This is a genomic window from Kribbella pratensis (genome assembly GCF_004365355.1).
Classification (GTDB): Bacteria; Actinomycetota; Actinomycetes; order Propionibacteriales; family Kribbellaceae; genus Kribbella.
Window position 1 is genome coordinate 682562 of record NZ_SODP01000001.1, and the last position, 19425, is coordinate 701986.

Sequence of the window (19425 nt, forward strand, 5' to 3'; positions counted from 1 at the left end):
GCGTGTCTCCCGATCCCACGCCTACCGCGCGGCACTCGGCAGACACGCCCTAGACTCCTGGTGGTGGAAACAGTGGATCAGGTCAGGCAGGCGGGCGTCTTCAGTACGGTCCGGCGGAGTGTTCGGATGACGGCTGGGCAGAAGCGGGTCTGGCAGACGCACTGGTCGGAGCTCGGCCGCACGCAGGAGGAGCTGCCGCCGGGTGAGCTGGATCTCACCGAGTGGTTCGGCCGGGAAGCGCCTACCGTGCTGGAGATCGGGTCCGGCATGGGCGAGGCGACCGCTCAGCTCGCCGTCGCGGCGCCCGAGGTCAACCATCTGGCCGCCGAGGTGTACCCCGCCGGCCTGGGACAGCTGATGCTCTGGGTGGAGAAGTACGACCTCGACAACGTCCGGTTGCTCCAGGGCGACGCGCTCGACTTCCTCCGCGATCACGTGGCGCCGGGCGCGCTGGCCGGCGTACGCATCTATTTCCCGGACCCGTGGCCGAAGAAGCGGCACCACAAGCGCCGCCTGGTCAGTCCGCCGTTCGTCGCCTTGGTTGCCTCCCGCCTCCAAGCCGGCGGAACGTTGCACCTGGCAACGGACTGGGCGGACTACGCCGACCGCATGCTCGCGGTCTGCGAAGCCGAGCCCTCTCTGCGCAACCAGTACGACGGCTGGGCCCCGCGTCCCGCCTGGCGCCCGGTCACCAAGTTCGAGTCCCGCGCGCAAGCCGAGGGCCGCGAGGTCCGCGACCTCATCTACACGAAGGTCACGCCGACCGACTGGTGAAATGCCATTGCCCGGCCGGCACCGTGAAGATCGTGTACCCGTCGTCGTACGTCGCCTCGCCCGCATAGGACTGCGGTACTGCGGCAACGTCCGAAGCGGCCGCCGACGGTACATGGACCTCTGCCGTCGTACCGACCGGCACTTGGACCTCCAACGACAGCACCCGACCGGTTCGCTGCCAGGAGACCGAGACCCGCCCGCGGATCGTCTCGGTCCGGATGCTCGCCGAGTTCACCTCGTCGCCCGCGTCCGGGCGGACGACGATCCGCTCGCAGCCCGCGTCGACCACGCGCAGCCCGGCGACGTTCTCGAAGATCCACTGCACGACCGTGCCCTGGAAGTAGTGGTTGCGCGACCGCGAGTCGTCCTCCCACATCTCCCACATCGTGTCCGCGCCGAGGTCGAACCAGTAACCCCAGCTCGGATAACTCCGCTGCAGCGCGACCTTCGTTGCCACGTCGCCGTACCCGTGCGCAGTCAGCACCGGCAGCAGTACGCCGACGCCCAGGCAACCGGTGTTGAGATGGAACCCGCGTGCCTTGACGTCGGCCGCCAGCCCCGCGGCCACCTTCGCGACCATGTCGTCCGGCACGATCCCGAACGCGAGCGGCACGGCGTTCGACGTCTGGCGATAGTCCGGATCCTCGGCCGACCGGTACCGTCCGGCCTCGCGATCCAGGAATGCCCGGTTCAACCCGTCCGCGAGCTCGTCGGCGGCCTTCCGATAGTCGTTGGGCTGACCAATCAGCTCGCCGATCTCCGCCGCGACCACGACGGCCCGATACAGGTACGCCGTACCCGTCAGTCGCCGGTCTTCCGGTGCCGGACCGTTCCCGTATCCCGGCGGAAGCCAGTCGCCGAGCACGCTCACCGACAGCCCGTCCTCGACCCGGCCGAGCTCCCAGGACAGATAGCGCGTGAGCGATTCCCAGTGCTCGCGCAGCAGTCGCTCGTCGCCGTACCAGCGGTACATCTCGCGGAGCAGGAACGGATACACCGTCGGCCATTCGGTCGCGGGGGAGAGGTCGGTGAACCCCCATCCGCTCGACGGCACGATCACCGGCAACTGCCCGGAGTCCGCCTGGCTGTCCCGGATGTCACCGAGCCACTTGGTGAAGAACCGCGCCAGGTCCAGCGTCGCCAGCATCGTCGGCGAACCCACCTGCGCATCGCCGGTCCACCCGTTCTTCTCGAAGAACGGCGTGTCCGTCGGGATCCCGTGCAGGTTGCTCAGGACCGTACGCCGCGTCGCCTGCTCGAACTGTTCGTACGGCGCCTGCGACGCGGCGAACCGGGTCACACTGCTGACGTCCGAGTTCACCACCCGCATCTGCACCTCGGCCCGCGCGCCCTCGATCTGCACGTAGCGGAAGCCCTTGTACGAGAACCGCGGCTCCCAGGTCTCGATCGTGCCGTTGCCGGCCGCAACATACTCGTCGCGCTGGATCCGATCACCGTCGACGTGCCCGTTCTCGGCCACCACGTTGCCATCAGCAACTGTCTCGCCGTGCGTCAGGCTGATCGTCGTACCGGCCGGCGCCGTCACGGAGAGCTTGGTCCAGCCCGCAACGGTCCGACCGAAGTCCGCGATCCACACACCCGGCCGGACCTCGGTGACATCGACCGGATCCACGGTCTCGACCACCCGGATCGGCTCGTGCGCCTGCGCGGTCACTTTCCCCTTCGGCGCCTCGACAACGGCGGCCGCCGACCAGGACGAGTCGTCGAACCCGGGTGCGTCCCATCCGGGCAGCGCGCGGCAGGCATCGTACGTCTCGCCGGTGTACAGCGAGTCCGACAGCGTCGGACCGCCGGTGATGCGCCACGACTCGTCCGTGACGATCTCGTCCACGCGCCCGTCGTCGTACTCGATGACCAGCCGGGCGATCAGCCGCGGGTCAGCGGTCCAAGGCGCCTGATGCCAACGCCAGACATTGACCGAGGTCAGGCCGAAGAACCCACGCCCGAGCTCAGCCCCGACCACGTTGTCGCCGGCCGTGACGAGCTCGGTGACGTCGTGCGTCACATAAAGCACGGTGCGGTCATAGGCGGTGAAACCAGGATCGAGTACGGCGTCACTCACGGACTGCCCGTTGAGCCGCAGGTCGGCGTACCCGAGACCGCTTGCGTACAACCGTGCCCGGCGCACACTCCCGTCGCCGGTGAACCCACGCCGCAGCAGGGGAGCGCTGTCGGTCGCTCCGCCGATCCACTGTGCCGACCCGAAGCCTTCGTCGCGCAGACCCGTCTCGAACCATTCCGGTGCAGCCCACTCCGACGCCTGGTCGTCCCACAAGCGGACAGTCCAGTAATACCGCGTCCGCGCCGCCGTCGGTCCGTCGTACTCGATGCCGAAGGTCCGCGGCGAGTCGACCTTCCCCGAGTCCCAGACATCCGCGCTGTCCGGAGCCAGCAACTCCGGCGCGGACGCGACCAGGACCTGGTACGCCGTCTGCGTCGCGCCGTACCCGGGAGCGGTGGCGACCCAGCTGAACCGCGGCCGGTTCACGTCGACACCGAGCGGTCGGACGGCGTACTCGGTCTTCAGAGAGCGGGGAGTCAGCACGCACAGGACCGTAGGCAATGGGCGCCGCAGCATTCAACGATCTGACCAGAACCGGCCGATGATCGAATCTGATCGTTTGTCTCGATCAGTGATTGACCGTCCCAGATACTGAAACCTCAGCATCTTGCTCGACTTTGTGCGCTTTCATGGACGAGTGCAGATCACCTCGAACGCTCCCGGCGATGCGCTGACGCGCCGTCGGCACGTTGATCTGCTCCGCGTGAACTCCTCGGGTTGTTGACCTTCGGCGTACCACTCCGCCTGTCTCTCCTCCCCGACCCGTAGGAGTAGTTCCGTGCGTCGTCTCATCCTGATCGCCTTGCTGGGCTCGATCGCCCAGCTCGTCGACGGCACGCTCGGTATGGCGTACGGCGTCACTGCCAGTACGGCCCTGCTGATCACCGGGATCTCCCCGGCCGTCGCCTCCGCCTCGGTGCACCTGTCCGAGGTCGGCACCACGCTCGCCTCGGGCCTGTCGCACTGGCGTTTCGGCAACGTCGACTGGCGCGTGGTCGCGCTGATCGGTGCGCCGGGCGCGGTCGGTGCGTTCGCCGGCGCAACGTTCCTGTCCAGTCTGTCGACCGAGTCGGCGTCGTTGTGGGTGGCCGGTCTGCTGCTCCTGCTCGGCGTGTACATCCTGGTCCGCTTCGGCACCGGGAAGGTCCGCGCCGTGATCGAGGGCCGTCCGGCCGGGAAGTTCCTCGGCCCGCTCGGTCTGGTTGCCGGCTTCATCGACGCCACCGGCGGAGGCGGCTGGGGACCGGTCGCGAACTCCGCGCTGCTGTCCAGCGGCAAGCTGGCGCCGCGGCGCGCGGTCGGGTCGGTGAACGCGGCCGAGTTCCTGGTCTCGGTCGCCGCCAGCATCGGTTTCCTGTTCGGGCTCGGTCGCGACAACCTGCCGTACGACATCGTCGCCGCACTGCTGATCGGCGGCGTCATCGCGGCCCCGATCGCCGCGTGGCTGGTGTCCCGGCTGGCGACCCGCTGGCTCGGGGTCGCGGTCGGCCTGGTGCTGATCCTGACCAACGCCCGCACCCTGCTGAACGGTCTCGACGTCACCACCGGCCCGCGGTACGCCGTCTACGCCGCCCTCGTTGCCGCGTGGGCCGGCCTGGTCGTCTACGGAGTCCGGATCACCGGCCGCCAGGCGGACACCACTGCAGACACCACTGCCGACACCACTGCAGACACCACTGCAGACACCACTGCAGACACCACTGCCGGCACCGAGGCAGTCACGGTCGAGCGCGAGCTCGAACCCGCTTCCTGAAGCTTCGCCTTCCTTCAAGACAAAGGTCTTCTCGTGAGCATCTCCGCCATCCGTCCGTTCCGCCTGCTCGCCGCCACCGTGGCCCTGACTCTCGCCGCTGCCGGCTGCTCGCGCGCCGGCGGCAGTGACGACACGGCCGCCGCGTCGAGCGACAAGGGCCCCGCCACCGAGCTGCGGCTCGGCTACTTCCCGAACGTCACCCACGCCGCCGCGCTCGTCGGTCTCGGCAAGGGCCTGTTCACCAAGGACCTCGGCAGCACGAAGCTGGTGCCGACCAAGTTCAACGCCGGACCCGAGGAGGTCGGCGCGCTGCTCGGCGGCTCACTCGACGCGGGCTTCATCGGCTCCGGTCCCGCCATCAACGCGTACGCGAAGTCCAACGGCGAGGCCGTCCGCCTGATCGCCGGCGCGACCTCGGGCGGCGCTCAGCTCGTGGTGAAGCCGACCATCACCAAGCCGGAGGACCTGATCGGCAAGACCGTGGTCACTCCGCAGCTCGGCAACACGCAGGACGTGTCGCTGAAGAAGTGGCTCGCCGGCAAGAACCTGACCGGCAAGGTCAAGGTCACGAACCTGGAGAACGCGCAGACGCTCGACGCGTTCAAGAAGGGCGACGTGGACGCAGCCTGGCTGCCGGAGCCCTGGTCGTCGCGGCTCGTGCTCGACGCGGGCGCGAAGGTGCTGGTCGACGAGGCGTCCTTGTGGCCGGACGGGAAGTTCCCGACGACCGTGCTGATCGTCCGGACCCAGTTCCTGCAGGAGCACCCCGAGACCGTGAAGGCGTTGCTGTCCGGGCTTCTCGCGGCGATCGACTACAGCAGCGCGAATACGGCCGACGCGAAGGCCGTCGTGAACGACCAGCTGAAGCAGGCGACCGGTAAGGCGCTGAAGCCCGCCGTGATCGACCGGGCGTTCAAGAACATCCAGATCACCGCGGACCCGATCGCGAGCACGTTCCCGCAACTGGCCAAGGACCAGGTGACGGCCGGGATCGCGAAACAAGCGCCGGTGGTGGCCGGCTTCGCGGACCTCGGCCCGCTGAACGACGTACTCAGCAAGGCCGGAAAGCCGACGGTGGACGCCGCCGGCCTGGACTCGAAGTAGCAGGACGACTCGAAGTAGCAGGACGAGTAGTAGGAGGCAGGCCATGACCGCGACCATCGACACCTTGCCGGACGTGCTGAGCCCGGTGCGCTTTCATCAAGTAGGCAAGACGTTCGGGACCGGCCGGAAGTCGGTGGTCGCGTTGGACGGCGTCGATCTCGAGGTCGAGCCCGGCGAGTTCGTCTGCCTGCTCGGCGCCTCCGGCTGCGGCAAGACCACGCTGCTGAATCTCGTCGCGGGCCTGGACCATCCGACGGCCGGGCGGATCGAGCTGAATTCGTCGCGCCCGGCGGTCGTCTTCCAGGAGGCTGCGCTGATGCCGTGGCTCACCGCGGCCGGGAACGTCGAGTTGCCGTTGCGGATGGCCGGCGTACCGAAGGCACAGCGGCGAGCGAAGGCAGCCGAGCTGCTCGAGCTGGTGCGGTTGGCGGGCCTGGGCGACAAGCGGCCGCACGAGCTGTCCGGTGGCATGCGGCAACGCGTCGCGCTGGCCCGGGCGCTTGCGTCCACGACCGACAGCACCGGGGACGCTGGTGACAAGCCGTCGTTGCTGTTGATGGACGAGCCGTTCTCCGCCCTCGACGCGATCACCCGCGACGTCCTGCAGGGCGAGCTCCTGAGGATCTGGCGAGCGACCGGTACGGCGATCCTGTTCGTCACCCACGACGTCCGCGAGGCAGTGCGACTCGGTCAACGCGTCGTACTGCTCTCGTCACGACCCGGCCGCGTCGTACAGCAGTGGGATGTCGAGGACGCTCCTGATGCTGCAGCCGTGACGGACGAGATCAACACCGCACTCCGCAAGGTGATCAGCAGTCATGCCGCTTGACGTTCAGGAAGGATCCGTCGAGGCCGGTCTCGACGCGCTCGACACGCCGGTTGACACCACCGAGGGTTCGCGGGTACGGCGGATCGCCGCGCGCGTCCTGCCGCCGATCGGAGCGGTCGTCGTCCTGGTCGCGATCTGGCAGGCGTTGTGGGCCGCTGCGTTCTGGCCCGAGTTCAAACTGCCCGCGCCGGCGGCCGTCTGGAGTCAGATCTGGCAGCTCGTGACCAGCGGCGACATCGCCGAACTGTTCTGGGTATCGGTCCACCGCGCCGTCATCGGCTTCGCGATCTCGCTGCTGATCGCCGTACCGCTCGGGCTCGCAATCGCCAACCTGACCGTCGTACGCCGAGGTATCGGCCCGCTCGTCTCGGGCCTGCAGAGCCTGCCCTCGGTCGCGTGGGTGCCGGCCGCGATTCTGTGGTTCGGGCTCAACGACCGCGCCATCTACTGGGTCGTCCTGCTCGGCGCCGTGCCGTCGATCGCCAACGGGCTCGTCTCCGGCCTCGACCAGGTGCCGCCGATCCTGCCGCGCGTCGGCAAAGCTCTCGGTGCCGGCCGGTTCGGCGGCATCCGGTACATCCTGTTGCCGGCCGCGCTGCCCGGGTTCCTCGGCGGACTCAAGCAGGGCTGGGCGTTCTCGTGGCGCTCACTGATGGCCGCCGAACTGATCGCGACCTCCCCGGAACTCGGTGAGGGCCTCGGGCAATACCTGCACAACGGCATGTCGCTGTCGGACATCTCGATGGTCTTCGCCGGCATCGTGCTGATCTTCGTAGTCGGCGTCGGCATCGAACTCCTGGTCTTCCGCCCACTCGAGAACACCGTCCTCAAGGCACGAGGACTGGGTCCTGCCCGGTAATCCCACGCCTACTGCGCGGCACTCGGCACGGCGTGGGATTACCGGACAGGACCCGCCGCCTCCGCCCGCTGATCGGGTCCGCGCCGTACTGTTGGGAGCGTGGTTCGATTCCTGCCGTTCCTGATCAGCCTGGTGCTCAGCGTGTATGCGCTGTTCTCCTGCATCCAGACACCCGACGAGGACGTGCCGCACCTGCCCAAGCTGGTGTGGATCGTCCTGATCGTGTTCGTCCCGTTCGTGGGCCCGATCGTTTGGCTGCTCATGTCGCGCACGCAGGGCGGTGACGGCCGCGAGGCCGTGGTACGGCCGTCGCGGCCCGTCAGTCGCCCTGTGGCACCCGATGACGATCCGGACTTTCTCAAGTCACTGGACCGCTACCGCGACCCGCGCACGACGGTCAAGCCGCCGGAGCCCGAAGACCCCAAGAACAAGGCCCCGAAGAACAAGGCCCAGGACGACGATCCCCCGTCCGAGAACGACGAGGGAACTGCCTGAGATCGGTAGCGGGCAGCTGCTACGCCGACTTCCGGTGCTCGGGGAGGACGGTGTTGTCGCGCTCGGATTCCGTCGTGCCGCCCCAGACGCCGTACGGCTCTCCGACGGAGAGCGCGTGCTGCCGGCACTCGGGCTGGACCGGGCAGGTCCCGCACAGCGACTTGGCCACCATCTCGCGGGCGCGTTTGCGAACGCCACGCTCCGATTCGGGTGAGAAGAAGAGCTCCGGGTTGACATCCCGGCATGCGGCTTGTGACTGCCAGTCCCACAGATCCATGAGCGGGCGGGGCAGGCGAGGCATCCCTCTCGACATGGCAACCTCCTTGACTCACCGTGAGCGCGGACGGGCGCTCGGTGAAAACTATGCTCATCTCTTACGTAGTTCAACCCTTGTTGTCTCGAACTTCGGGCCATTCGTTATCACCGCGTGCCGTTGCGGGCCGTGATCAGGCCCTTTCAGGCGCAGAGTCAGGCGGTGCAGGTGTTCACGTCATCACCTCGTGTGACATGAGTCACTTACTCAGCCAGGCTCCGGCAACTGCCGCGACCAGGCCGGTACCCAGGTTCAGTACCACGTTGAGGACCGCCTTACGGCGATGTCCGGAACTGGCCAACGCCGTCGTCTCGGCCGCGAACGTGCTGTACGTCGTGAACGCGCCGCAGAACCCGACGCCGACGAGCAAAGCGATCGTGTGATTGCCGACGCCGGTCAGCAGCCCGAGCAGAAAGCTGCCGAGGATGTTGACGGCGAAGGTGCCCCAAGGCAACGGGGTCTCGATCCGGGCACCGAGCAACAACCGGGCCACCATGTGCTTGTCCACCAGGAACCTGAGCGGTGCACCGACCGCGGCCCCGAGTGCCACCAAGACGATGTTCATCGCGTCCGCCCGCCGAGATGCTCGCCGATCGTTGCCGCTGCCAACGCCGCGGCGACTGTGCCGAAGAAGTAGACGAATGCAACAACCATCTGCACGTGCAGCAACTTCTCCGTGTCGACCGCGAACGTCGAGAACGTCGTGAAGCCGCCGAGGATGCCGGTGCCGAGGAAGGGCCGCAGCAGCGGATGATGGCGCGGGGTCAACCGCGCGAGCAGAACCCCGATCGCGAAGCAGCCGAGCACGTTGGTGACGAACGTCGCCCAGGGGAAACCAGTCGCTCCGTGCGGCACTGCTTCGGCCAGGCCGTAGCGGGCCAGCGAGCCGATGACACCACCGAGAGCGACGACGCCAATGATGCGTGGCAGTCCCGGCTCAGCCGTCATTCGCCGGATCGTACCGGTAGTACTCGTGGGCGCCGTGGGCCGTGTCCTTCACACCGGTCAGCGCCCGGATCACCGTCGCGTGGGTGATCGCGAGGACGGGTCCGTCGGTGCTGGCGGTATGGCGAGCGAGGACGGCGCGGGCACGCTCGCGGACCTGGGACAGCGGCTCCCACGGTCGCTGCACACCTTCCGGCCATTCGCCGTCGTACGCCTCGAACTCGGCCTGCGCGGCGTGGAGGTCGGCGATGCTGCGCCACCGGCCGGTCTGGTCCGGCAACCAGTCGCGCAGGTCGTAGTCGACCCGGACGCCGAGCGCGAGCCGGTGGCCGATGATCGCGGCGCTGTGCAGGGCGCGGGTGAGCGGCGAGCTGACCAGGTACGTCGCGCGGATGCCGCCGAGCAAGTCAGCCAGCTCCTCGGCCTGCTTCATCCCGACGGCACTGAGCGGGGCGGAGTCGGCCGCCATCCCCGGCAGCCCCCGCGAATCGATCGGTTCGTAGTCCGGCTCGCCGTGCCGGACCAGGTAGATCTGCGTCCCGGCCACGTTCTACCTCAGATGCCTGGCCCCTGCCCATCCACGGGCGTGGCCGGGCGGCGGCGGATCGGTGAGCGATGCCTGACCGGGGTGGTGGGGTGGGGAAGGTATTTGTGGCGCTCGGACCTGGTGCAGTTCGTCGAAGAGGTTGTCGAGCCCTGCACGTGGCTCGGAGGGGCCCTGGCCCTCGACCCACCGGACCTCGGTCGCGCCCTGGTGGCCGTGCACCGCCAGCACCGAGTCGAGGTCGGGCCAGACGGCTGTGGCCGGGTTGTCACCCCGCCATCGCAAGGCCACCGAACCGTCGCTGAACTCACAGCCCTCAGCCACCACTCCGGTCCCCGAAACCCCACTCGGATCCCGATACCGAACCAACTCAAAGGTCCGCGGCCTCACCACCTGCAGCACTCCCCGTCGTCTAGCCGGTCTTGCAGCCATCAACGAGCCCACACCGCGTCCGGTTACTGACCGGCAACCGCCCGTCGCATGAAGACCCGCTCCACAGGGTCCAACCCGAACGCAGTTTCCGCCGCCCGGATCCGCCAGCCCACTGGTCGACGTACGCGATCAGCTCCCGCCCGATTCCGCGACCTGGAGGGCGGGTAGTTCGTCTCGGTGGGCGGTACGGATGTTCACGGATGCTATTGTCGTGGACGTGAAGCGTAGCTATTGGCGATTTTTTGAGTGGCCGGCTCTGGTGCCGGGCAGCTCAGCCGATCGCTGACGCCCAACCGCAGACACCGCAGCCGGCCCGAAGCCAAGGACATCCGTCCTTGGCTTTTCTCGTCCCACCAGCCGGCTGCCTGCGCTGCAACGCGAGCGGACCGGCGGAAAGGTCCCCCCGATGAACACCCTCCCGAAACCGACCGAACAGGCGCGCGTCGTCGACCGGCGGATCGAGAAGACCGTCCCGCTGATCACCCCGCAGGCGTTGCACGACGAGTTCCCGCTCAACGACGAGCTCGCCGCCCGGGTCGCCGACGGTCGGCAGGCGGTGGCCGACGTACTCGACGGCGTCGACGACCGGTTGCTCGTGGTCGTCGGCCCGTGCTCGGTCCACGACGCGAAAGCGGCCCTCGAGTACGCCGAACGACTGCGACCGGTCGCCGAGCGCCTCTCCGACGGACTGCTGATCGCGATGCGCGTGTACTTCGAGAAGCCGCGCTCCACCCTCGGCTGGAAGGGCCTGATCAACGACCCGGGCCTCGACGGCTCCGGCGACGTGAACCGCGGTCTGCGGATCGCGCGCCAACTGCTCGTCCAGGTGACCGAGCTCGGCCTGCCGGCCGGCTGCGAGTTCCTCGACCCGATCACCCCGCAGTACATCGCTGACACCGTCGGCTGGGGTGCGATCGGCGCACGAACGGTCGAGAGCCAGGTGCACCGCCAGCTGTCGTCAGGCCTGTCGATGCCGATCGGGATGAAGAACCGCCCCGACGGTTCGATCGCCACGGCCGTCGACGCGATCAAGGCTGCCGCGGTACCGCACGTCTTCACCGGTATCGACCACGACGGCGCGCCCGCGATCCTGCACACCCGCGGCAACCCGGACTGCCACCTCGTACTGCGTGGCTCCGACGGCGGGCCGAACTACGACGCGGAGTCCGTCGCCGGCGCTGTCGAGCTCCTCCGTACGGCGAGCCTGCCGGAGCGGGTCGTCATCGACGCGAGCCACGGCAACAGCCGCAAGGACCACCGCCGTCAGCCGGTGGTGGCCGAGGAGATCGGCGCGCAGGTCGCGGCCGGCAACAAGGCGATCGTCGGCGTGATGCTCGAGTCGTTCCTGCGGGAGGGTCGCCAGGACCTCGACCCGACCCGCGAGCTGACCTACGGCCAGTCGGTCACCGACGCCTGCATGGGCTGGGAGACGACCGAGCAGACGCTGCAGGATCTTCGGGACGCAGCAATCGCTCGCCGCCGATAGCTATTCCTCCGGAGGTCCCGTAGGTGTCGAGGGCCGACCAGTCCGGTCACCGTGAAAGCCCGGAATCACTGGCTGACGTGCTGATGGGGTAGGTGTGGACCATGACCTTCCCCTATCCAGCGACGAACTACCAGGAAGACAACCGCGGGCAGTTCCACTTCAGCTCGCGGGCCGGCTGGATGAACGACGTGAACGCGCCGCTGTACTACCGCGGCGTGTATCACCTCTACTACCAGCACGCCCCGAACAGCCTGGTCTGGGACACCATGCACTGGGGTCACGCGACCAGCACCGACCTCGTGCACTGGACGCAACAACCGATCGCCCTCGACCCACAGGTCCACCCCGGTGACCTGTGGTCGGGCGGCGGGGTCGTCGACCTCGAGAACGTGAGCGGTCTGAAGGACGGCGACCATGACCCGATCCTTGTGTACTCCGGCACGAACGGCGTGACCGTCTTCTACAGCCTGGACGGCGGCAACACGTTCCTGACGTACGCCGACGGCAAGAAGGTCGTCACACCCGGCGGCACGAGCCGCGACCCGAAGGTCTTCCGGGACCCCGTCTCGGAGACCTGGGGCATGGTCGTGTGGTCGGACGAGGGCGGGAACGGCGTCGACTTCTACACCTCGATCAACCTGCTCGACTGGACGTTCGCGTCGCGCTACTCGGCCGACTGGTTGTTCGAGTGCCCGAACCTGATCCGGATGCCGCTCGACGACGACCACCGCTGGGTCCTGCACGCAGGCAGCGGCCAGTACGTCGTCGGCGCCTGGGACGGTACGACGTACCACTCGGAGTGGACCGAGCCGCAGCGGATCAACCAGACCGAGACCTTCGCCGGCGCCGGGTACTACGCGGCCCTGACCTTCGAGAACGTGCCGAACGGGCGGATCGTCTCGATGGCGTGGCAGGGCGAGAACAAAGGCTCGATCTGGACCGGCAATGCGTCGGTCCCGGTGGATCTAACCCTGCACCACACCGACGACGGCCTCCGCGTTTTCAGCACCCCGATCCCGGAGCTTGCGTCGCTCCGAGAAAGCACACAGACCTGGGAAAACCTGACGGTCGAAGACGGCGTACAGCAGATCCCAGCCGGCAGCACTTACGAGCTGGAGGCAACGGTCGACGTCGGCCAAGTCACCCGCTTCACGCTCAAGGTCGGCCGCGACGTCGCGTACCAGGACCAACGGCTCGACGGCGCCGAGCTCCGGCCGGTCAATGGCCGGATCAAACTCCACCTACTGGTCGACCGCGACCAGCTGGACGTGTTCGGGAACGACGGCGCGGTCTACCAGAGCTACAACGTCCGTCCGGCCGAGCTCGAGCTGGTGGCCGAGGGACGGGTCGTCGTGGAACAGCTGACGATCCACCAGCTCGCGTCTATCTGGCGATAGCCGCCGTGCGTGCCTTGGTCACGGTGATCAGGTCGGCGGGGGACAGGCCGATGTCGAAACCGCGTCGGCCGCCCGACACGTAGATGGTCGGGTGGTCGGTGGCGGTGCTGTCGATGACGGTGGGCAATGCGCGCTTCTGGCCGATCGGGCTGATGCCGCCGACGACGTACCCGGTGGTGCGCTCGGCGGCAGCCGGGTCGGCCATCACCGCCTTCTTGCCGCCGGTCGCGGCCGCGATCGCCTTCAGATCAAGCTGTTTCCCGACCGGTACGACGCCGACCGCGAGCTTGCCGTCGACCTCGACGAGCAGGGTCTTGAACACCTGCTCCGGGTCCAGGCCGAGCGCCTCGGCGGCCTCCAGCCCGTACGACTTCGCCGCCGGGTCGTGCTCGTACGCGTGCGTCGTGAACTCGACCTTCGCCTTCGTCAGCGCCACCGTCGCGGGCGTCCCCTGACTCTGCCTACTCTTCGCCACCTGGCGAGCTTAGACCGGCGGGCACCAGCCGGACGCAGCAGTGACCGGGCGACGGGGCGAGGCGGGCCTCGTAGGGAAGGTCGAGTGCGTCGACGATGCCGGCCAGCAAGTGCAGGTTCATCCCGCAGACCAGCTTGGGCTGCTCCTGGGCGATGCGCCGGAACGGGCAGTTGACCAGTCCGATGCCGTCCTTGTCCGCGCGCGGCTCGAAGCCGTGCGACGCCAGGATCTCGATCACCGGGCGGTCCCCGGCGTCCCGGCCGATGGCTTCGCCGTACTCCCGGGCGCGGCGGTTGACCGCGGCGCGCGGCGACGTACCGTCGGCTTCGGCGTCCTCGACGGCTGCGGCGAGGAGCCGGCCCGCGACCGCGTACTGGCGCTCGGGGAGGGTGATCTCGATCTCCCGGTCGGAGCGGTGGTACAGCTTTGCGGGCCGCCCGGCACCCGGGCCGGTGCGTCCGCTGCGGCGCTCGAAGCAGGTGTCGAGCAGGCCCTCCTCGGTGAGCCGGTCCAGATGGAAGGCGGCCGTCGTCCGGGGGATGCCGAGCTCGGCCGCGGCCTCGTCGCGGCTGACCGGGTCCGGCGCGTTGACGACGTACTCGTAGAGCCGGCGGCGGGTCGGCTCCTCCAATGCGGCGACTGCCTGAACCTCTGTGTCCCACGACGTGTCCACAGGATGATTCTATCGACAACTTGTGTTGATGTAACAGTTATAGTGGCAGTTCGTTGAGACCTCAGGGAGTGTGCAGATGGCGATCTCGGCCGACCTCGAGTCCGTCCCCCTCCATATCGTCGCGCGGCGGGAGGAGATCGACCTTCCGGCCGCACAGCGTGCGGTCGCGGATCTGCTGACCGCGCTCGGGCGGGACCCGGAGAGCGCACACCTGGTGGACACCCCGCGCCGGGTCGCGAACGCGTACGCGGAGATGCTCACACCGCGGGAGTTCGAGCTGACCACTTTCCCGAACGACGAGGGGTACGACGAGCTCGTCCTGGCCAAGGACATCCCGGTGCAGTCGTTGTGCGAGCACCACCTGCTGCCGTTCCAGGGCGTCGCCCACGTCGGGTACCTGCCCGGCGACCGGATCCTCGGGCTGTCGAAGCTGGCCCGGGTGGTGGAGCTGTTCGCGCGTGACTTCCAGGTGCAGGAGCGGCTGACGAAGCAGGTCGCCGACTGGCTGCAGGACCACCTCGACCCGAAGGGCGTTGGCGTGGTGATCGAGGCCGAGCATCAGTGCATGTCGCTGCGCGGCGTCCGTGCGGCCGGCTCGCGCACGGTCACGTCGTCGCTGCACGGGATCCTCCGCGAAAACCCCAGTTCGCGGCAGGAGTTCTTCGCGCTGACCGGCCTCACCCCGTAGGCCGGGCGGTCAGTCCGAAGTTCAGTCCGGTTTCAGCCGAGTTTCACGCCGACGCGACGGCCGGCGGGTGGTGGTGGGTCCGGCGGCCGGTGGCGAGGATGTGCGTGAGCTCGCCGGGCAGCAGGTCGGTGCCCGGCACCGGCTCCATCTCGGAGACGTCCAGCCAGCGCACCACGGTCGCGCCGCGGTGGCCGTGAACGGCGAGGATGGAATCCAGGTCCGGCCAGACGGCCGTGGAGGGGTTCGCGCCGTGCCAGCGGAGCGCGACCGAGCCGTCGGTGAAGACGCACCCTTCGGCGACGACGCCGGTGCCGGAAACCCCGCTGATGTCGGCGTAGCGGACGAGTTCGAAAGTCTGGGGTTTCACCGGGTACACCCCGGGAGGCGACAGATTGGTGCCATGATCCTTTCCCCGTTGTCACGTGCTTGGGCTTTCGCCACAAACCGGGGACATGTACCGACTGTCAGCGGGGAAGTACGGTCTGTAGCGACTGATCTTCTCACCACAAGCTAGATCCAAAGGGCCGAACACGCCAGCCCCTAATCCGCGTGTCTCGCTCCTCGACCCGTGATCGAATGGCGCGGTGTTCCTGACCCTCGGCACCGACCTGACCGGAGTAGACGCGCCCGCGAGTGATTTCGGGTTCCTCTTGCACAAGAACCCGGCCCGGCCGCAGAAGATCGAGGTCACCGGCGGATCGGCGCATGTCTTCTACCCCGAGGCGACCGACGAGCGTTGTACGGCGGCGGTCCTGCTGGAGATCGACCCGATCGGGTTGGTCCGCTCCGGCCGTGGGAGGGCGGCGGAAGGATTCACGCTCGGGCAGTACGTCAACGACCGCCCGTACGCCGCATCGAGCCTGCTCGCGGTGGCGCTGGCGAAGCTCTTCCGGACCGCGATGAACGGTCGCTGTGACGCGCGTCCGGAGTTGGCGGCGCGCGCGATCCCGCTGGAGATCCATGTGGCTGCGCTGCCGTGCAACGGCGGGTCCGACCTGGCTGAGCGGCTGTTCGCGCCGCTCGGATGGAACGTCGACGCGCGCCCGGTGCCGCTCGACCCGGAGATCCCGGCCTGGGGTGATTCGAGGTACGTCGACCTGCGGCTGACCGGCGTACTGCGGTTGGCCGATGCGCTCAATCACCTGTACGTGATGCTGCCCGTGCTGGACGACGCCAAGCACTACTGGGTCGGCTCGGACGAGGTCGACAAGCTGGTGCGCGCCGGCGAGGGGTGGCTCGGTGCGCATCCCGAGAAGGAACTCATCTCCCGCCGCTATCTCGCGCACCGGCGGTATCTGTCTGATGCGGCGTTGGAGCGACTTGTCGAAGTCGACGGCGAGGAGCTGGCCGAGGAGTCGTCGGACGAGGGCTCGGTCTCGCTTGCGGTCGAACGGCGCGGCGTCGTGGCCGGCGTACTGCGTGAGCTGGGCGCGCGGCGGATCGCGGACATCGGCTGCGGCGAGGGCGCGCTGGTCGGCGAGCTGCTCAAGGACCCGATGATCGGTGAGCTGATCGCGACCGACGTTTCGGCGCGAGCTTTGATCCGGGCCAAACGGAGGCTGCACTACGACGACCTGCCCGACCGGCAACGGGACCGGCTCCGGTTCCTGCAGTCGTCCGTCACGTACTCCGACGAGCGGCTCGCCGGGCTGGACGCGGTCGTGCTGATGGAGGTCGTCGAACACGTCGACCCACCCCGCCTGCCCGCTCTGGCCCACTCGGTCTTCCGCGCTGCTCGCCCGGCAGCCGTCGTGATGACGACCCCGAACAGCGAGTACAACGTGCGCTTCCCATCCCTGCCCGCAGGCAACTTCCGCCACCCCGACCACCGCTTCGAGTGGACCCGCCGCGAGTTCGAATCCTGGTCCCATGAAGTCGCGACCCGCTACGACTACTCAGTCGACTTCCGCCCTGTCGGCCCGGTCGACCCCGAGGTAGGCCCACCAACCCAGCTGGCACTGTTCCGACGGGAGGACGCTCGATGAAGATCGACGTACCAGCGCTCTCCCTGGTGGTTCTGGTGGGGGCGAGTGGCTCGGGGAAGTCCACGTTTGCTCGGCAGCACTTCCTGGCGACGGAGGTGATCTCGAGTGACTTCTGTCGTGGGCTGGTCTCGGACGACGAGAATGATCAGGCTGCGACCAAGGACGCGTTCGAGGTGCTGCACTTCATCGCCGGCAAGCGTCTCGCTGCCGGGCGGCTGACGGTCATCGACGCGACGAACGTGCAGCCTGAGGCACGCAAGGAGCTCGTGAACCTCGCCCGGGAGTACGACGTACTCCCGGTCGCGATCGTGCTCGACCCGCCGGAGCGGGTGTGCACCGAGCGCACCGAGCAGCGGGCCGACCGGCAGTTCGGCGCGAAGGTGATCGCCCGCCAGCGCTCACAACTGAAGCGCGGCCTGCGAAGTCTCAAACGCGAAGGCTTCCGGACTGTTCACGTGCTGAACAGCGTCGACGAGATCGATGCCGTCAGCATCGAACGCACGCGACTGTTCAACGATCTCAAGGACCAGCCCGGCCCGTTCGACATCGTCGGCGATGTCCATGGCTGCCGTCCCGAGCTCGAGCAGCTACTCACCGAGCTCGGCTACACGATCACCCGCGACGACGCCGGCCGTCCAGTCGACGCTGTTCACGCGGACCGCCGTGCGGTGTTCGTCGGCGACCTGGTCGACCGCGGGCCGGACACTCCCGGCGTACTGCGTCTCGTCATGGGCATGGTTGCCAACGGCAACGCGTACTGCGTACCGGGCAACCACGAGGACAAGCTGCTCCGCGCGCTCCGCGGCAAGAACGTCAAGATCAGCCACGGGCTCGAGACGACACTCGAGCAGCTCGCGCTGGAGCCGCAGGAGTTCCGCGACCAGGTCGAAACCTTCATCGACGGGCTGATCTCGCACTACGTGTTCGACGGCGGCAAGCTGGTTGTCTCGCACGCCGGCCTGGTCGAGCGCATGCACGGTCGTGCGTCCGGCCGGGTGCGTTCGTTCTGCCTGTACGGCGAGACGACGGGCGAGACCGACGAGTTCGGGCTGCCCGTGCGGTACCCGTGGGCGAACGACTACCGCGGTCGCGCGATGGTCGTCTACGGCCACACGCCGACGCCCGAGCCGGAGTGGATCAACAACACGATCTGCCTCGACACAGGCTGTGTCTTCGGCGGCTCGCTGACCGCGCTCCGCTATCCCGAGCGCGAGCTGGTGTCGGTCAAGGCGGCCGAGGAGTACTACGCGCCGGCCAAACCGTTGCACGTGGCAACGGCACCGTCGCGCGAACCCGACGTACTCGAGCTGACCGACGTGACCGGGCGCCGGGTGATCGAGACCGCGACGCACGGGCGACTGAGTGTCCGCGCGGAGCAGGCCGGTGCGGCGCTCGAGGTGATGAGCCGGTTCGCGATCGATCCACGGTTCCTGCTGTACCTGCCGCCGACGATGAGCCCGGTCGCGACATCGCCCGAGCCGGGGCTGCTGGAGCACCCGCGGCAGGCCTTCGAGACGTACCGCGCACAAGGCGTCACCGAGCTGGTGTGCGAGGAGAAGCACATGGGCTCGCGTGCGGTCGTGCTGCTGACGAGGGACGACGACGTGGCGGAGAAGCGCTTCGGCCTTGCCGGCCGGGGTGCGATCCACACCCGCACCGGGCGGTCGTTCTTCGACGCGGACCTGACCGACGAGCTCCTTCTCCGGCTGCGCCGCGTCGCCTCCGAGGCCGGAATCTTCGAACAGCTCGACACGTCCTGGCTGCTGCTCGATGCCGAGCTGCTCCCGTGGAGCGCGAAGGCCGAGGACCTGCTGCGCAACCAGTACGCCGCCGTCGGCGCGGCCGCCCGTACGTCGTTGCCCGCAGCAACCGCCGCGCTGCGTTCCGCCGTCGGCGCCGGGCTGGACGTGGGCGACCTGCTGGCGTCGATGGAGCGCCGTACGTCGAACGCCGCGAAGTTCACCGAGGCGCATCGACGGTACTGCTGGCCGACCGACGGGCTCGACGGAGTACGGCTGGCGCCGTTCCAGGTGCTGGCGTCCGAAGGGGCGACGTACCAGGACCGGCCGCACGCGTGGCACCTCGATGTGGCCGACCGGATGGTTGCCAAGGGCCCGGAGCTGATCACGCAGACCAGGCGGCTGTTCGTCGACGCGGACAACTGGGACGCCGGCATCGCCTGGTGGGAAGAGCTCACCGGCGCTGGAGGAGAGGGCATGGTCGTGAAGCCGGCCCCGAACCTGACCCGCACCGGGAAGGGTCTCGCACAGCCCGGTCTGAAGGTCCGCGGGCAGGAGTACCTGCGCCTCATCTACGGCCCGGACTACACCGACCCCGCCAACTTCACCCGCCTCCGCGATCGCAACCTGGGTCACAAGCGCTCGCTGGCACTCCGCGAGTATGCCCTGGGTCTGGAGTCCCTCGACCGGGCCGCCCGCGGCGAGCCCCTCTGGCGCATCCACGAATGCGTCTTCGCCGTCCTGGCCCTCGAATCAGAACCGATCGACCCGCGCCTCTGAGCTCGCCGGGGCGCGGGTGATGGTTTCCGGCGTGTAAACCTCTGCCGTGATCCCTTGGCAAGGTGTGACAT

Annotated in this window: 20 protein-coding genes; 12 read left to right on the forward strand and 8 right to left on the reverse strand. The window is 68.4% G+C overall.

Translation table 11 applies throughout. The annotated features are described in order from the left end of the window. Positions 1–126 precede the first annotated feature (126 nt). Complete coding sequence (gene trmB, locus EV653_RS03200) at positions 127–774, forward strand: tRNA (guanosine(46)-N7)-methyltransferase TrmB (protein ID WP_238159529.1); 648 nt, start codon at positions 127–129, stop codon at positions 772–774. On the opposite strand, the gene EV653_RS03205 is transcribed toward trmB, so the two are convergent. Continuing rightward, positions 755–3340 carry a family 78 glycoside hydrolase catalytic domain gene (locus tag EV653_RS03205; protein ID WP_238159530.1) on the reverse strand — a complete coding sequence of 862 codons (2586 nt, stop codon included), beginning with the start codon at positions 3338–3340 and terminating at the stop codon, positions 755–757. The two genes, trmB and EV653_RS03205, sit on opposite strands and share 20 nt — an antisense overlap. Positions 3341–3494: 154 nt before the next feature. Between EV653_RS03205 and EV653_RS42655 the strand changes: the two genes are divergently transcribed. The 6 genes from EV653_RS42655 to EV653_RS03230 all read left to right on the forward strand — a co-directional run bounded on the left by EV653_RS42655 (position 3495) and on the right by EV653_RS03230 (position 7897). Next, a complete protein-coding gene (locus EV653_RS42655; RefSeq protein ID WP_363867744.1) occupies positions 3495–3581 on the forward strand; it encodes a putative leader peptide in 87 nt (28 codons plus the stop codon). Positions 3582–3635: 54 nt separating this feature from the next. Continuing rightward, entirely contained in the window at positions 3636–4610 is a 975-nt protein-coding gene (locus EV653_RS03210) for a sulfite exporter TauE/SafE family protein (RefSeq protein WP_134097783.1), read from the forward strand. A gap of 33 nt (positions 4611–4643) precedes the next feature. Beyond that, the gene (locus EV653_RS03215; RefSeq protein WP_134097785.1) at positions 4644–5714 is read left to right on the forward strand and encodes an ABC transporter substrate-binding protein; all 1071 of its coding nucleotides are present in this window, start codon (positions 4644–4646) and stop codon (positions 5712–5714) included. 43 nt (positions 5715–5757) lie between these two features. After that, entirely contained in the window at positions 5758–6543 is a 786-nt protein-coding gene (locus EV653_RS03220) for an ABC transporter ATP-binding protein (protein WP_134097787.1), read from the forward strand. Further along, positions 6533–7402, forward strand: a complete 870-nt coding sequence (locus tag EV653_RS03225; RefSeq protein WP_134097789.1) for an ABC transporter permease — start codon at positions 6533–6535, stop codon at positions 7400–7402. Before EV653_RS03220 ends, EV653_RS03225 begins: the two co-directional genes overlap by 11 nt. A gap of 99 nt (positions 7403–7501) precedes the next feature. Then, complete coding sequence (locus EV653_RS03230; protein WP_134097791.1) at positions 7502–7897, forward strand: PLD nuclease N-terminal domain-containing protein; 396 nt, start codon at positions 7502–7504, stop codon at positions 7895–7897. A gap of 19 nt (positions 7898–7916) precedes the next feature. On the opposite strand, the gene EV653_RS03235 is transcribed toward EV653_RS03230, so the two are convergent. The 4 genes from EV653_RS03235 to EV653_RS03250 all read right to left on the reverse strand — a co-directional run bounded on the left by EV653_RS03235 (position 7917) and on the right by EV653_RS03250 (position 9702). Then, positions 7917–8210, reverse strand: coding sequence for a WhiB family transcriptional regulator (locus tag EV653_RS03235; protein WP_134097793.1), 294 nt, complete (start codon positions 8208–8210; stop codon positions 7917–7919). 199 nt (positions 8211–8409) lie between these two features. Beyond that, positions 8410–8775, reverse strand: coding sequence for a fluoride efflux transporter CrcB (crcB, locus tag EV653_RS03240; protein WP_134097795.1), 366 nt, complete (start codon positions 8773–8775; stop codon positions 8410–8412). Next, the gene (locus tag EV653_RS03245; protein WP_134097797.1) at positions 8772–9158 is read right to left on the reverse strand and encodes a fluoride efflux transporter FluC; all 387 of its coding nucleotides are present in this window, start codon (positions 9156–9158) and stop codon (positions 8772–8774) included. Before EV653_RS03245 ends, crcB begins: the two co-directional genes overlap by 4 nt. After that, positions 9148–9702: a histidine phosphatase family protein gene (locus EV653_RS03250; RefSeq protein ID WP_134097799.1), complete on the reverse strand. Its 555-nt coding sequence runs from the start codon at positions 9700–9702 to the stop codon at positions 9148–9150. The genes EV653_RS03245 and EV653_RS03250 overlap by 11 nt, the downstream gene beginning before the upstream one ends. A gap of 835 nt (positions 9703–10537) precedes the next feature. Between EV653_RS03250 and EV653_RS03260 the strand changes: the two genes are divergently transcribed. Both EV653_RS03260 and EV653_RS03265 read left to right on the forward strand, forming a co-directional pair. Then, entirely contained in the window at positions 10538–11617 is a 1080-nt protein-coding gene (locus EV653_RS03260; protein ID WP_134097801.1) for a 3-deoxy-7-phosphoheptulonate synthase, read from the forward strand. A gap of 101 nt (positions 11618–11718) precedes the next feature. Next, complete coding sequence (locus EV653_RS03265; protein ID WP_134097803.1) at positions 11719–13014, forward strand: glycoside hydrolase family 32 protein; 1296 nt, start codon at positions 11719–11721, stop codon at positions 13012–13014. Here the strand turns inward: EV653_RS03265 and ybaK are convergent. Together ybaK and EV653_RS03275 are read right to left on the reverse strand one after the other, a co-directional pair. Next, positions 13001–13489 (reverse strand): Cys-tRNA(Pro) deacylase, encoded by a 489-nt coding sequence (gene ybaK, locus EV653_RS03270; protein ID WP_134097805.1) that lies wholly within the window; start codon positions 13487–13489, stop codon positions 13001–13003. The two genes, EV653_RS03265 and ybaK, sit on opposite strands and share 14 nt — an antisense overlap. Next, positions 13476–14162: a helix-turn-helix transcriptional regulator gene (locus EV653_RS03275; protein ID WP_134097807.1), complete on the reverse strand. Its 687-nt coding sequence runs from the start codon at positions 14160–14162 to the stop codon at positions 13476–13478. The genes ybaK and EV653_RS03275 overlap by 14 nt, the downstream gene beginning before the upstream one ends. Positions 14163–14238: 76 nt before the next feature. Between EV653_RS03275 and folE the strand changes: the two genes are divergently transcribed. After that, on the forward strand, positions 14239–14850 hold the full coding sequence (gene folE / locus EV653_RS03280; protein ID WP_134097809.1) for a GTP cyclohydrolase I FolE: 612 nt from the start codon (positions 14239–14241) through the stop codon (positions 14848–14850). 43 nt (positions 14851–14893) lie between these two features. On the opposite strand, the gene EV653_RS03285 is transcribed toward folE, so the two are convergent. Further along, the gene (locus EV653_RS03285; protein WP_134097811.1) at positions 14894–15217 is read right to left on the reverse strand and encodes a hypothetical protein; all 324 of its coding nucleotides are present in this window, start codon (positions 15215–15217) and stop codon (positions 14894–14896) included. Between the two features lie 217 nt (positions 15218–15434). On the opposite strand from EV653_RS03285, the gene EV653_RS03290 reads away from it, so the two are divergent. Together EV653_RS03290 and EV653_RS03295 are read left to right on the forward strand one after the other, a co-directional pair. Continuing rightward, on the forward strand, positions 15435–16835 hold the full coding sequence (locus EV653_RS03290) for a 3' terminal RNA ribose 2'-O-methyltransferase Hen1 (protein WP_134097813.1): 1401 nt from the start codon (positions 15435–15437) through the stop codon (positions 16833–16835). Then, positions 16832–19354: a polynucleotide kinase-phosphatase gene (locus EV653_RS03295; RefSeq protein WP_134097815.1), complete on the forward strand. Its 2523-nt coding sequence runs from the start codon at positions 16832–16834 to the stop codon at positions 19352–19354. The genes EV653_RS03290 and EV653_RS03295 overlap by 4 nt, the downstream gene beginning before the upstream one ends. Positions 19355–19425 lie beyond the last annotated feature (71 nt).

Coding starts and splice junctions, on each gene's coding strand:
- trmB (WP_238159529.1), top strand. CDS start 127: ATGACGGCTGGGCAGAAGCGGGTCTGGCAGACGCACTGGTCGGAGCTC.
- EV653_RS03220 (WP_134097787.1), top strand. CDS start 5,758: ATGACCGCGACCATCGACACCTTGCCGGACGTGCTGAGCCCGGTGCGC.
- EV653_RS03225 (WP_134097789.1), top strand. CDS start 6,533: ATGCCGCTTGACGTTCAGGAAGGATCCGTCGAGGCCGGTCTCGACGCG.
- EV653_RS03235 (WP_134097793.1), bottom strand. CDS start 8,210: ATGTCGAGAGGGATGCCTCGCCTGCCCCGCCCGCTCATGGATCTGTGG.
- crcB (WP_134097795.1), bottom strand. CDS start 8,775: ATGAACATCGTCTTGGTGGCACTCGGGGCCGCGGTCGGTGCACCGCTC.
- EV653_RS03245 (WP_134097797.1), bottom strand. CDS start 9,158: ATGACGGCTGAGCCGGGACTGCCACGCATCATTGGCGTCGTCGCTCTC.
- EV653_RS03260 (WP_134097801.1), top strand. CDS start 10,538: ATGAACACCCTCCCGAAACCGACCGAACAGGCGCGCGTCGTCGACCGG.
- EV653_RS03265 (WP_134097803.1), top strand. CDS start 11,719: ATGACCTTCCCCTATCCAGCGACGAACTACCAGGAAGACAACCGCGGG.
- folE (WP_134097809.1), top strand. CDS start 14,239: ATGGCGATCTCGGCCGACCTCGAGTCCGTCCCCCTCCATATCGTCGCG.
- EV653_RS03295 (WP_134097815.1), top strand. CDS start 16,832: ATGAAGATCGACGTACCAGCGCTCTCCCTGGTGGTTCTGGTGGGGGCG.